Source organism: Agrobacterium sp. T29, assembly GCF_006970545.1.
GTDB classification, from domain to species: Bacteria; Pseudomonadota; Alphaproteobacteria; order Rhizobiales; family Rhizobiaceae; genus Agrobacterium; species Agrobacterium leguminum.
In genome coordinates, this window is sequence record NZ_CP040641.1 from 289,932 (window position 1) to 303,365 (window position 13,434).

Annotated in this window: 11 protein-coding genes; 6 read left to right on the top strand and 5 right to left on the bottom strand. The window is 61.6% G+C overall.

Features of this window, described 5'->3' with window-relative positions:
- The first annotated feature begins 3 nt into the window (after window positions 1-3).
- Complete coding sequence (locus FGF54_RS16325) at window positions 4-1,260, top strand: D-amino acid dehydrogenase (protein ID WP_065655608.1); 1,257 nt, start codon at window positions 4-6, stop codon at window positions 1,258-1,260.
- 48 nt (window positions 1,261-1,308) lie between these two features.
- On the opposite strand, the gene FGF54_RS16330 is transcribed toward FGF54_RS16325, so the two are convergent.
- A complete protein-coding gene (locus FGF54_RS16330; protein WP_003519916.1) occupies window positions 1,309-2,019 on the bottom strand; it encodes a GntR family transcriptional regulator in 711 nt (236 codons plus the stop codon).
- A 179-nt stretch (window positions 2,020-2,198) separates the two neighbouring features.
- On the opposite strand from FGF54_RS16330, the gene FGF54_RS16335 reads away from it, so the two are divergent.
- The gene (locus FGF54_RS16335) at window positions 2,199-2,675 is read left to right on the top strand and encodes a BA14K family protein (RefSeq protein ID WP_142780430.1); all 477 of its coding nucleotides are present in this window, start codon (window positions 2,199-2,201) and stop codon (window positions 2,673-2,675) included.
- Window positions 2,676-2,764: 89 nt separating this feature from the next.
- Here FGF54_RS16335 and FGF54_RS16340 read toward each other — a convergent pair whose 3' ends face one another.
- Together FGF54_RS16340 and FGF54_RS16345 are read right to left on the bottom strand one after the other, a co-directional pair.
- Complete coding sequence (locus tag FGF54_RS16340; protein WP_142780431.1) at window positions 2,765-4,129, bottom strand: sigma-54 dependent transcriptional regulator; 1,365 nt, start codon at window positions 4,127-4,129, stop codon at window positions 2,765-2,767.
- A gap of 1 nt (window position 4,130) precedes the next feature.
- Entirely contained in the window at window positions 4,131-5,972 is a 1,842-nt protein-coding gene (locus FGF54_RS16345) for a sensor histidine kinase (RefSeq protein ID WP_142780432.1), read from the bottom strand.
- 236 nt (window positions 5,973-6,208) lie between these two features.
- On the opposite strand from FGF54_RS16345, the gene FGF54_RS16350 reads away from it, so the two are divergent.
- Both FGF54_RS16350 and FGF54_RS16355 read left to right on the top strand, forming a co-directional pair.
- On the top strand, window positions 6,209-7,555 hold the full coding sequence (locus FGF54_RS16350) for a dicarboxylate/amino acid:cation symporter (RefSeq protein WP_003519920.1): 1,347 nt from the start codon (window positions 6,209-6,211) through the stop codon (window positions 7,553-7,555).
- Between the two features lie 182 nt (window positions 7,556-7,737).
- Window positions 7,738-8,175: an EamA family transporter gene (locus tag FGF54_RS16355; RefSeq protein ID WP_059758266.1), complete on the top strand. Its 438-nt coding sequence runs from the start codon at window positions 7,738-7,740 to the stop codon at window positions 8,173-8,175.
- Window positions 8,176-8,214: 39 nt separating this feature from the next.
- Here FGF54_RS16355 and FGF54_RS16360 read toward each other — a convergent pair whose 3' ends face one another.
- Both FGF54_RS16360 and FGF54_RS16365 read right to left on the bottom strand, forming a co-directional pair.
- Entirely contained in the window at window positions 8,215-9,567 is a 1,353-nt protein-coding gene (locus FGF54_RS16360; protein ID WP_142780433.1) for an aspartate aminotransferase family protein, read from the bottom strand.
- Between the two features lie 36 nt (window positions 9,568-9,603).
- On the bottom strand, window positions 9,604-10,338 hold the full coding sequence (locus tag FGF54_RS16365) for an SDR family NAD(P)-dependent oxidoreductase (protein ID WP_003524050.1): 735 nt from the start codon (window positions 10,336-10,338) through the stop codon (window positions 9,604-9,606).
- Window positions 10,339-10,572: 234 nt separating this feature from the next.
- On the opposite strand from FGF54_RS16365, the gene FGF54_RS16370 reads away from it, so the two are divergent.
- Window positions 10,573-12,219: a GNAT family N-acetyltransferase gene (locus FGF54_RS16370; protein WP_142780434.1), complete on the top strand. Its 1,647-nt coding sequence runs from the start codon at window positions 10,573-10,575 to the stop codon at window positions 12,217-12,219.
- Between the two features lie 59 nt (window positions 12,220-12,278).
- Complete coding sequence (locus FGF54_RS16375; protein WP_142780435.1) at window positions 12,279-13,433, top strand: amidohydrolase; 1,155 nt, start codon at window positions 12,279-12,281, stop codon at window positions 13,431-13,433.
- Window position 13,434: the final 1 nt, after the last annotated feature.

Here is a 13,434-nt window from a genome sequence, read left to right on the forward strand (position 1 = left end):
ATCATGAACGTCACTATCCTCGGAGCCGGCGTCGTCGGCGTGACATCCGCCTGGTATCTGGCCAAAGCCGGGCACAAGGTGACGGTGATCGATCGCCAGCCGGCGGCAGCGCTCGAAACCAGCTTCGCCAATGCCGGCGAGGTTTCCCCCGGCTATTCTTCGCCCTGGGCTGCCCCTGGCATTCCGGTCAAGGCGATGAAATGGCTGTTCATGAAACACGCGCCTCTCATCATCCGCCCGACGGCCGATCCGGCTGCATGGCGCTGGATGAGCCAGATGCTGCGCAACTGCACCTCGGCGCGTTACGCCATCAACAAAAGCCGCATGGTGCGCGTTGCCGAATATAGCCGCGATTGCCTGATGGCGCTTCGTGAAGAAACCGGCATCGAATATGACCAGCGCATGCAGGGCACGCTGGAGGTGTTCCGCACCCAGAAGCAGTTCGATGCCATCGGCAAGGATGTCGACGTGCTGACGGCAGGCGGCGTGCCTTTCGAGATTCTCGACCGCGACGGCTGCGCCGCCATCGAACCCGGTCTTTCTCCTTCGAAGGAGAAGATCGTCGGCGGCCTGCGCCTGCCCGGCGATGAGACCGGCGATTGCTTCATGTTCACGACAGAACTTGCCCGCATGGCCGAAGAGGCGGGCGTTACCTTCCTTTACGACACCGGCATCATGCGCCCCATCGTCGAGGCAGGACGCGTCAAGGCTGTGGAGACCACCCGTGGGCTGGTGGAGGCCGATATTTTCGTGGCGGCACTGGGCAGCTATTCGCCGCAATTCGTGCGCCAGCTTGGCCTTACCCTGCCGGTTTACCCGGTCAAGGGTTACTCCATCACGGTTCCGATCGTGAAAGAGGAGCGCGCACCCGTTTCCACGGTCATGGACGAAACGTTCAAGGTGGCGATTACCCGCCTCGGCTCACGCATTCGCGCCGGCGGCATGGCGGAGATCGCCGGTTTCAGCAAGGATTTGCCCGCCGCTCGCCAGGAAACGCTGGCCCATTCGGTGGAAGACCTGTTCGGCGGCGCGGGCGACCAAACCCAGGCGAAATTCTGGTGCGGCCTGCGCCCGATGACGCCGGACGGCACGCCTGTCATCGGCGCCACCCGCTATAGCAATCTTTATCTCAACACCGGCCACGGCACGCTTGGCTGGACCATGTCCTGCGGCTCCGCCCGGGTGCTTGCCGATCTCATCAGCGGCAACAAGCCGGAGATAGACACGCATGATCTGGCGATCAGCCGTTACGCCGCCTGACACGCAATCAACCCGCCATTCCCGTCCCGCGACGGGGATGGCGATCAATCAGAGCGCCAGCGCATCCTTCAGCGCCAGACCTTCCATCATGCGCAGGTCGAGATCGGCCTCGATGTGGTCGAGATGCTGCAACATCAGCGCACGCGCCTTTGCCGTATCTTTCGCCTCAAGCGCGTCCAGGAGATCGGCGTGATCGTTGTGGCCGCAGCTTGAAACACCAGAGCGGCCGTAAAGCGCAATGACCAGCGACGAGCGGGCGACCAGCTCGTCCATGAATTTTTCCAGAATGGCGTTGCCGGCAAGCGAGGCCAGCATCAGGTGGAAATCGCCCGATGCCTTGATTTCCGCGCGTCTGGCGCTCGGGCCGCGCTCATGCTGGTGGCGGCTTTCCTGCACCAGATGCTCCCGCAGCCGCTTCACCGCCGCAGGCGTGATTTTTTCGATTGCGGCATCCACGACGCCGGGTTCGATCAACCGGCGCGACGCGAACACCTGCCGCGCTTCATCCGGCGTGGGATTGGAGACGAAGGCGCCCCGGTTGCGTTCGGCCTTCACCAATCCCTCGTAGGCCAGCATCTGAAGTGCGGCGCGCACCACCGTACGGCTGACATCGAACAGCGTTCCCACTTCCGATTCCGACAGTTTGGTTCCCGGCGCCAGCCGCCGGTCGACAATGGCGTCACGCAGCGTATCGCGAATGGCCTGGGCACGGTCTTCATGCGAGGTGTCGGAATTGACGGTTATCTGGGAAAGGCTCATCGGTGCGTCCTGTTTGTTCTTGAGTTCTAGCGCGAAGTGCGTCGCGCGCAAACAGGAATTGCGGGCCGCCGCCGGTCTGCCACAATTCATTCAGCGCCCGTTCAGCAGCCGGGCTGTATTTCCTTAACCATCGAATTTGCAACTGGCAGCGCCCTGCCACCTGTATGGAAGAACACACCATGTCGTCCTTTGCAGCTAAAACCGTTCTGGCTGTCGCCGTCGCCGCCGCCACCATTGTTCCCTTGAGCAGCGCATCCGCTGGCGACTGGGACCGCCGCGACCGTCGCGACGCTGCCATTCTGGGTGGCGTGCTCGGCCTTGCCGCCGGTGTCGCCGTCGGCTCCGCAATGTCGCGTCCGGCGCCAGCCTACGATGAGCGCGTCTATGTCGACGAGCCGAGCTACGTCTATGAAGAGCCGGATTACCGCTATTACCGCGCAGCACCGCAGCCGGTTTACCGCCCCGCGCCTGTCTATCGCGCCCAGCCGGTTTACGACAGCCGCCCGGTTTACAACCAGCGCCGCACCTATCGCACCATCGAGCCCTGGACCAACGCCTGGTACGATTATTGCTCGCAGCGCTACCGGAGCTTCAACACCCGCACCGGCACCTATACGGATTATGACGGCCAGCGTCATTTCTGCGTCGCGGGCTGATCGGGAAGACCTTCAGCACGGTTATTACCGTTATTGTCAGGCCGCGGACGGAAACGTCCGCGGCTTTTTCATGCGCGCTTCGCGCCATCTTACGCCGTGCCGCTCCTCACATAATCCGCCCGGTTGATGCCGTGGCGCTGCAGCTTGTCGTAAAAGGTCTTGCGGGCGATGCCGAGCGTCGCGATGGTTTCCGCCACGTCGCCATTCGATTGTTCCAGCGTTTCGCGGATGATGCGCGCCTCGATCTCATCCATGCGTTCCGGCAAGGTGCCGGAGGCGGGGATCGCGGATCGCAGTGCAGGCGTCTCCGCTGGTTCCGTCTCCAGCCCCAGCACCACCCTTTCGGCGAAATGGCCGAGTTCGCGCACATTGCCCGGCCAGTCGTGATCATTGAGGCGGCGGGAAATGCCGGCGCTGATCTGCGGCACCGCCATGTTGAAACGGTTGGCTGCCTTGGTGACGAAGTGGGAAAACAACAGCGGAATATCCGCCTTGCGTTCGCGCAGCGGCGGAATGGACAGCGTCACCACATTCAGCCGGTAATAGAGGTCCTCGCGAAACGTGCCGCGTTCGGCAGGATCACCAAGATCGACCTTGGCCGCCGCGACCACACGAATATCCACCGGCCGCTCCTCATTCGACCCAAGCGGCGAGACCTCGCGCATTTCCAGCACACGCAGCATCTTCACCTGCACCGCAAGCGGCATGCTTTCGATCTCGTCCAGAAACAGGGTGCCGCCGCTCGAATGTTCGATGCGGCCGACGCGCTTTTTCTGCGCGCCGGTGAAAGCCCCCGGCTCATGGCCGAAAAGCTCGCTCTCGATCACCGTTTCCGGCAACGCACCGCAATTCAACGCCACGAAATTGCCCTTTGAGCGTTTCTTGCTCCAGCGGTGAAGGGCCGTCGCCACCACTTCCTTGCCGCTGCCGGTTTCGCCCGCCACCAGCACATCCACATCCGTATCGGCAATGTGCCGCAGCGTGGTTCGCAGGCGCTCCATGGCGGGCGTCTGGCCGATCAGCGGCAGATCGTCCTCCGCCTGCCCCGCAGCCCGGCGAAGCGCCCGGTTTTCCAGCACGAGGCGGCGTTTTTCCAGCGCCCGCCGGGCGCTTTCCACCATACGTTCGGCGGGAAATGGCTTGGCGATGAAATCATAAGCGCCATTGTGAAGCGCATCGACGGCCATCGGCACATCGCCATGGCCGGTGATGAGGATGACCGGCAGATCGGCATCGATCTTGCGAACATGGTCGAAAAATTCCAGCCCGGTCATGCCAGGCATACGTACATCGGTGATGACGACGCCGTCGAAATCCTCGTTCAAAGCCGCAAGCGCCTGCTCGGCACGGGAAAAGGAGGTGACCGGCAATCCGTCGAGTTCCAGCGTCTGCACCATCGCCTTGCGCAGCTGGGAGTCGTCGTCCACCAGGAATATGGTTCCATCCGCCGTCATGTCATGCTCGCTTCAGAAATACGGAAAAACATGTGCCCGCCTTGCTGCTCGCCACCTCGATACGCCCGCCATAATCCGAAGCAATATCGTTGGAGATGACGAGACCGAGGCCGAGGCCGCTTTCCTTGGAGGTATTGAAGGGCGAAAAAAGCTGGGCGCGGATGGCTTCGGGAATGCCCGTGCCATTGTCGCGGACGGAAAGCACGACCATGTCGCCTTCCTCGCGCACCCGAACTTCGACACGGGCCGCCCCAGTCTCTTCAGTGGCTTCCAGCGCGTTTTGCAGAAGATTGATGAGGATCTGCTCCAGCCGGATACGGCTGCCGAGCACTTTCAGGTCCTGATCCGGCAAAACGATATCAAGCGCATCCATCTGCCCGGAGAAGCGGCTGCGCAACAGCATGACCGCACCTTCGATAACCAGTCGAACACTGACAGGCTCGGCGGCGGTGCGGCCCTTGCGCGCCAATATCTTCAGGTCGCCGGTAATCGTGCCGATACGCTCGGTCAGCGCCGCGATGTTTTCGAGATTTTCGGTGGCCTCGGACATGCGGTCGCGTTTCAGCAGGGTGCGGGCATTGTCGGCAAAGGCGCGGATCGTCGCCACCGGCTGGTTGATCTCGTGCGCCACGCCCGCCGCCACCTGCCCCAGAATGGAAAGGCGGTTGGCCTGCACCAGTTCGTGCTGCACATTACGCAACTCGCCCGAGGTCTTTTCATGCAGGGCGATTTCGGCCTGTAGATGATCGCGGGTCTTGGTCAGATCGCGGGTCCGCTCCTGCACCTTCATTTCCAGCTCGGCGCGGGCGCGCTGCTCCTCTTCCTTTTCCTTGAGCGCCTTGTGCCTGCGCCAGAGCCACAGGGCCGAAAGCGCCATCAGCGGCATCAGCGTCGCCAGCGCCACCACCCTGCCCTCGCGGATGGCCGCGTTCAGCGCCGGCGCGACGGGTTGTAGATAATGCAGCGTCCATGAAGTGGTCGGCACCGGCACTTCCAGCCGCAGATAATCGCCGCGCTCCCTCCCCGGTTCATCGACATGAATGAGCGGAACACCCTCGCTCGCGCGCCGCGCCGCGCGAAACGGCAGCGTTGAAAGCGCCTCATTGCCGAATTGCAGGCTCTCGGAGATAATTTTCCGCCGCGCCTCATCGATCGGCGCAACGGTCTTGAAGCGCCATTCCGGCACGCTGGTCATCAGCACGACGCCGTTTCTGTCAACCACATAGACCGGCTTGCCGCCGATGTTCCAGTCGGTCTCCAGCCGGTTGAACTCGACCTTGGCAATGACGACGCCAAGCGGCCGCCCATCGGCGGCATCGATGCGGCGGGAGATATAAAGACCCGGCCGACGGCTGACATTGCCGAGAGCATAGTGCTCGGACATGCCGGTCTTCATCGCCGCCTGGAAATATTCGCGGAAAGCATAATTGGAGCCGACAAAGCTGTCGTCCTGCCGCCAGTTGCTCGACGCGATGGTCAATCCGGTCGGCCCGGTCACATAAATCACCGAGGATTGTGTGCCTTCAATCAGCCCCTCCAGCTTTCGGTTCAACCGGTCGAGGGCAGGAGCGCCGCCGCCATCCAGCGCGGCGGCAAGATCGGGATCTCCGGAGAGGACAAGCGGAATGGCGCGCGGCCGCTCCAGCGCGACATTCAGGAGCGCGATCTTCAGTTCGGCATCCGTGGCGGCCTCGGAACCGGCCATGCGCAGCGCCTGATTGCGGGCGAACTCATCGGCCACCAGCAGAACGCCAAGGCTGACGAGCAGCCACAGGCCCGCCAGCGCCAGCCATTGCGCCCGCCGCTTCGCATGGGAATGAGATGCCTGATCCTGATAGGTCATGGGACAATTGTGCGGATTTACACACAGACCGCAAGAGATTTTGTCCGGAATTCCGCACAAATGCATGTGGGCCAATGAAGCGCCAATAAAAACTACTTTTGAAATCAGCCAGTTACACCAAATAAGCAAGTCTGGCATGCGTATTGCACATGACTCCGCAATCGGCGCGAAGCCGTCAACGTCACGGCGATCCCGGGAGGCCAATAAAGGCAGGGTGAGGCCGAGGAGGAAAAAACATGATCGATACGACAGCCGTGGCCGCAGGCCACGCCAAGCAGCCATTCTACAAGCACCTGTATTTTCAGGTTCTGGTGGCCATCATCGCCGGTATCGCGCTCGGCCATTTCTATCCGGCCTTCGGCGAACAGCTGAAGCCGCTCGGCGACGGCTTCATCCGTCTCGTCAAGATGATCATCGCTCCCGTCATCTTCCTCACCGTCGCAACCGGCATCGCCGGCATGAACGACATGAAGAAGGTTGGCCGCGTGGCCGGCAAGGCCATGATCTACTTCCTCGTATTCTCCACGCTCGCGCTCATCGTTGGCCTCATCGTCGCCAACACCGTGCAGCCAGGCGCGGGCATGAATATCGATCCCGCCACGCTGGATGCCAAGGCAGTCGCGACCTACGCCGACAAGGCCCATGAGCAGACCATCACCGGCTTCCTGATGAACATCATCCCGACCACCATCGTCGGCGCTTTCGCCAGCGGTGACATTCTGCAGGTGCTGTTCTTCTCGGTTCTGTTCGGTATCGCGCTCGGCATCGTCGGCGAAAAGGGCAAGCCCGTCACCGATTTCATGCATGCCCTGATGTATCCGATCTTCAAGCTGGTCGCGATCCTGATGAAGGCCGCCCCCATCGGCGCTTTCGGCGCCATGGCCTTCACCATCGGCAAATACGGCATCTCGTCCGTCACCAACCTCGCGATGCTGATCGGCACCTTCTACGTTACGTCCTTCCTGTTCGTGTTCGTGGTTCTCGGCGCGGTCTGCCGTTACAACGGCTTCTCCATCGTCGCGCTCATCCGCTACATCAAGGAAGAACTGCTTCTGGTTCTCGGCACGTCGTCTTCCGAAGCCGCCCTGCCGGGCCTGATGAGCAAGATGGAAAAGGCGGGCTGCAAGCGCTCCGTCGTCGGTCTCGTCATCCCCACCGGTTATTCCTTCAACCTTGACGGCACCAACATCTACATGACGCTGGCGGCCCTCTTCATCGCGCAGGCGACCGGCATTCACCTCTCCTTCGGCGAACAGATTCTGCTGCTGCTCGTGGCCATGCTCTCCTCCAAGGGTGCAGCCGGCATCACCGGCGCGGGCTTCATCACGCTCGCGGCAACCCTCTCCGTTGTGCCTTCGGTTCCGGTCGCTGGTATGGCGCTGATCCTTGGCATCGACCGTTTCATGTCGGAATGCCGCGCCCTCACCAACTTCGTCGGCAATGCGGTCGCCACCATCGTCGTCGCCCGCTGGGAAGGCGAACTGGATCAGGATCAGCTTGCCCGCGTGCTGAGCGGCCAGGAAGAGTTCACCGGCATCGCCGATGTGGATCAGCTTCCGGCTTCGGTGCAGCCCGCCGAATAATAAGACCTCCCAAGGTCCGGCCTGTCCCGGTTTCTCCGGGCAGGCACATATGGAAAGCCCGGCGCATCGACTGGATGCGCCGGGCTTTCATTCTTCAGGCTCGCCCCATCAAACGGGGTTTTTATCGGCCGGAAGATGCGGTAGAGCCGAAGCGTAACCAATGCGATAAGCGGAGTGGCGGCATGAAGAACCTGTTTCTGGCCTGGCAATTCTGGGCGCTGCTCTCGGCGGCCTTTGCGGCGCTCACCGCCATCTTTGCGAAGATCGGCGTCGAAAATATCAATTCCGATTTCGCCACTCTCATCCGCACCGTCGTCATTCTGGCCGCCGCCGGCCTGATGGTTTACATCACCGGCAACTGGCAGCAGCCTTCCACCATCTCGGGTAAAACCTGGGTGTTCCTCGTGCTCTCCGGTCTGGCGACCGGCGCATCGTGGATATGTTATTTCCGGGCGCTGAAACTCGGCGACGCCGCCCGCGTCGCGCCCATCGACAAGCTGAGCGTCGTGTTTGTCGCCGTCTTTGCGGTGCTGTTTCTGGGCGAAAGGCTGTCTTTGCCCAACTGGCTCGGCGTGGTGCTGATCGCCTGCGGCGCGGTGCTTGTGGCCTATCGGGGATAGGCCGGCCGGATAAACCGGCCGGCACAATCGCTGGAGTTATCAGCCTCGGGCAGCCGCAACCTTGTCGAGACCAAGCTTCACACCGGCAAACAGCTCGTCCAGCTGTTCGGCCGTAATGATGAGCGGCGGGCAAAAGCAGATGGATTCGCCGATAGGCCGGGTGATGACACCCTCCTCCTCGATGGCGGCGGCAAGTGCGAGCGTCGTATCGCCCGGCTTCATGCCTTCCCACGGCTTCACCTCCAGCGCGCCGATCAGACCGATACCGCGCGAGGAATGAATGAGCGGGTGATCGGCCAGCGCCTTCAGATGATCGAGAAACTTGCCCTCCAGCCGGGCGACATTGCCGACCAGATCGCGCTCCTGAATGATCTTCAGGTTTTCCAGCCCCACAGCCGTCGCGACGGGATGGCCGGAGGCGGTGTAACCATGGCCGAAGGAGCCGATACGGTCGGATTCATCGGCAATCGGCTGGTAGAAATTGTCATTCATGATGATCGCCGAAAGCGGCATATAGGACGACGAAATCTGCTTGGAGACGACAAGCACATCCGGCTTGATGCCATAGGTCTCGCAGGCGAACATTTTGCCGGTTCGACCGAAACCGCAGATCACCTCATCCACCACAAGCAGAATATCGTATTTTTTCAGGATCGCCTGCACGCCTTCCCAATAACCTTCCGGCGGCAGAAGCACGCCGCCGGCGCCCATTACCGGCTCGCCCCAGAAAGCGGCGATGGTTTCCGGGCCTTCGCGCAGGATCAGATCCTCCAGCTCCTTCAGGATACGCGCGGTGAAATCCGCCTCGCTTTCCCCTTCCTTTCCAAAATGCACATAGGAGGGGCAGGCCGTATGCAACATGCGGTCCAGCGGCAGGTCGAAGCTTTCATGATTGCGCGGCAGGCCGGTGATCGAGGCCGAGGCGATGGTTACGCCATGATACCCCTTGATGCGGCCGATGATCTTCTTCTTGTCGCGTCTGCCCAGCGCGTTCGAGCGATACCAGACCATCTTCGCGACAAGATCGTTGGCCTCGGAGCCGGAGGAGGTGAAATGCACCTTGGACATCGGCACCGGTGAAAGCTCGATCAGCAGCTCGGCGAGATCGACCGACGGACCGTGCGTCTTGTAGGAAAAGGTGTGGTAATAGGGCAGCTTCTGCATCTGCTTCGTCGCCGCTTCCACCAGCCGCTGTTCACCGAAGCCGAGCGCCACCGACCACAGCCCCGCCATCGCCTCGATATAGCGCTTGCCGCTGCTGTCGGTGACATAGATGCCCTCGCCGCTCTCGATCACCAGACCGCCGGTCTTTTCGAATTTGCGCAGATTGACGTTCGGATGCATCTGATAGGCGATATCGCGTGCCTCGACGGAATTCGGCAGGATGGTCATCGATGAAGGCTCCATTTTCGGTTGATGCTCGGCGTGTCAGACGTGCTGGCCGCCATTGATGTGAATTTCCGCGCCGTTGATGTAGCTCGACTGCTCCGAGCACAGGAAATAGATGGTCTGCGCCACCTCGGCCGTGGTGCCGAGCCGCCCGAGCGGCACCTGGGCCTCCACCAGCTCCGCCGTTCCGGGGGAGAGGATGGCGGTGTTGATCTCGCCCGGCGCAATCGCATTGGCGCGCACGCCGCGCGGGCCGAACTCATGCGCCAGTTCCCGCGTCAGCGCCGCGAGCGCCGCCTTCGACGTGGCATAGGCCACGCCGGCAAAAGGATGCACCCGTGAGCCGACAATCGATGTGACGTTGACGATGGAGCCTTTTGCCGCTTCCAGTTCCGGCAAAAGCGTGCGGGCGAGCAGCGCCGTCGAAACGAGATTGACGTTCAGCACCCGCGTCCAGATTTCCGCCGTCGTATCCATGACACCGAGACGGCTTCCGCCCTCGCCCTTCGGCGAAATTCCGGCATTGTTGACAAGCGCCGCAAGCTTTCCCTCCGGCAGGCGTGAACGCACCTCGTCCGCCAGATCGTCGATGCGGGACAGGTCCTCCAGATCGGCCTGAATATGGCTCTCCCGCGCCGACGGCCAACGGCATTCCTCGGAGAAAGGTTGCCGCGATACGGTGAGAATTCTCCAGCCCTTTTCCTGAAACAGCTTGACGGTGGCGTGCCCTATTCCGCGGCTTGCGCCGGTCAGAAGCATATAAGGAACAGCCATGTGAGAACTCCTGTGCCATGCGGACCGTTGATCCGGCCGCGCATTCAGCCCCGCATGTTAGAGCGCTGCCACCGGCTGACAAGGTCTTTTTTGTCGCGGCGCAGCGATGGCGGATCGGCGACGGGCTAATCCCATTTGATGCACGGCTTTCACCCGAAGGGAATATTTGAAGCCGACCGTTTACCCATAAAATGAAGCCTCCCGAATGTGTGATCAGTATTGGGAGGGGGACGAATGCGCATCGATATCATCGACACGGACGCCGGCTTCGAGGCGATCCGCGAAAACTGGGATGCGGTGTTCATGGCCGATCCCCATGCCCGGCATTTTCTCTCCTGGGGGTGGCTGAGGGACTATATGCCGCGCCGCAGACGCTGGTTCATTCTTGCGCTGCGCGAACGGGCGGAAGGCTCGCCCTATGTGGCGTTTTTCCCGCTGCGCATCGTTACCGAACCGGACAAGAAAACCGGACGCTTCCACGACAGCATCGTCATGGCCGGCAATGCGGCGGCGGATTACACCGGTTTCATCACCCTGCCGGACTATGAAAATCACGCAGTCGCCGGTTTCTGTTCCTATATCCGCCAGCAGAACTGGACCGAGTTGAAGCTCGATTATCTTTCCGGCCCGCCGGAACGCCGCGAGGCGATGATCCGCGCACTTCAGGGCCCGCTCGTCATGTTTCGCGACAACATGCCGACCAACCCCTACAACATCAACAATTGCATCTGCCCGGTGGTGGCCCTGCCGGAGACGTTCGACGGCTATCTCGACAGCCATATGAGCAGCCAGACCCGGCAGAAGCTGAGGCGTTTCCTGAGAAAAGTGGAGGGCGGCGACGAATATCGCATCACCTTTGCAACGAGGGAAACAATCAAGCGGGACATGGACATCCTGTTCGATTTCTGGCGCATCCGCTGGGCGCCGCACAAGGGCAAGGAACGCACGGAACTCCTGATCGGCGCGACACGGCAGATGCTGATGGATGTCTATATCCGTGGCGATCTGGAAGTGCCGGTGCTCTGGTTCGGCGACCAGCCGCTCGGCGCGCTCGCCAATATCATCGACCGCCAGAAGAAATCGGTCCTGTTCTACATTACCGGCCGCGACGAGAACTGGAAGACCCCTTCCCCCGGCCTCGTGCTGCATGGCCATTGCATTCGCAGGGCAATCGAGCAGGGTTTCAAAACCTATGATTTCCTGCGCGGCAACGAGCCTTACAAATATTTCTTCGGGCCGGAGGAGCAGAAGCTGAGCTGCACGCTGTTTCGCACCCGCTCGGGCGACAATCTCGGCGGCACGCTTCACCCGCGCAGCATCCGGTTTGTCTACGAACAGGCCCTCAAACTCTATAAGACCGGCCAGAAGGCAGCCGCCAATATTGCCTTCGCGCAGGTGCTGACTGCGGCACCGGACCATCTCGGCGCGCAATTCGGCCTCGCCAATCTGTTGTTCGACCGGGGCGAATTCCGGGAGGCCGAAATCGCCTTTCTCAGCCTTCTGGCCGCCGGGCAGGAACCCGTCGTCCTCTGGCTGCGTATCGGCGAGGCCCGGCTGGCGCAGCAGCACTACCACGAGGCATCCGAGGCCTTCCGCCAGGTGACCAATCGCGCGCCCTTCCACCGGGAGGCGCTTTACAAATGCGCCGTAGCGCTAATTGCCGCCGAAAGAACGATGGAAGGCGCGGAAATCCTCGACAGGCTGCAGCACTATCATTCGGACGATGCGGCGCATCTGGAATACGCGGAAAAGGCCCGTGCAGCCCTTGCCCGGCTGGAACTGGCAAAAGCCAAGGTTCCGCTGCCGGCCGATGTCGTCACGCTCGCCATCAAGCCGAAAGCGGCGGGCAAACGCTGGCACCCGCCAAAGGTTTTGCATTAAAGGCAACGCCCTGTAAGTTGCGGCGGGAAAACCGGCCGGACGACTTGCAAGGATTTTTGATGTTTCTGACCAACAAGGACATGCTCGATCTCATTGAGCTTCGCCATGATCTTCACCGTCATCCGGAAATTTCCGGCGAGGAGAAGGAAACGGCGCGGCGCATCCGCGCTTTCCTCGAGCAGGCGCAGCCCGACCAGCTTTTCGCCGATCTCGGCGGCCACGGCGTGGCTGCGGTCTATGACAGCGGCAAAAGCGGCCCGACGATCCTGATCCGTTCAGAACTCGATGCCCTGCCCATTCACGAAAAGAGTGACGCCGAACACCGCTCCGGCACCGACGGCAAGGGCCATCTTTGCGGCCACGACGGTCATTCCACCATTCTGACGGCGCTGGCGCTTGGCCTTTCACGGCAGCGGCCCGCAACAGGCCGCGTCATCCTTCTGTACCAGCCGGCGGAAGAAACCGGCGCGGGCGCCGCCGCCGTCCTCGCCGACCCGCGCTTTGGGCAGATAAAGCCGGATTATTCCTTTTCGCTCCATAACCTGCCCGGCCTGCCTTTCGGCCATGTCAGCGTCGTGGAGGGACCGGTCAACTGCGCGTCGCGCGGGGTCAAAATCCACCTTTCCGGCAAGACGGCGCATGCGTCTTCGCCAGAACATGGCATTTCCCCGATGCGGGCAATATCCCGGCTGATGCCGGCCTTGGCCGAACTGGGCTCCGGTTTCCCGCCAGAGCCCGATTTTTCGATGGTGACGATCACCCATGCCGTGATGGGCGAAGCCGCCTTCGGCATTTCCCCAGCCGATGCTGAAATCTGGGCGACACTCCGGACACTGACCGACGACCGGATGGAAAAACTCTGCGAGGCTGCGGAAACTCTGGCTAGAAAGGTGGCGGACGAACAGCAGCTGACGCTCGACATCACCTATGACGATATTTTCCTGCATTGCGAAAATGCGCCTGACGCGGTCGGGCATATCCGGCGTGCGCTGGACGAGGAAAAAATCTCCCACGGTTCGGAGGGTCTGCCCATGCGGGCTTCCGAGGATTTCGGCCGCTTTCGCGCCGTCTCAGCATCGGCGATGTTCTTTCTCGGCGCCGGCCGGGATTATCCCAACCTGCACAATCCGGACTACGACTTTCCGGATGCGCTGATCGGCACCGGCGCGCGTATCTTCATGCGCATCATCCGCAACCTCACCGACGCGGGATAGC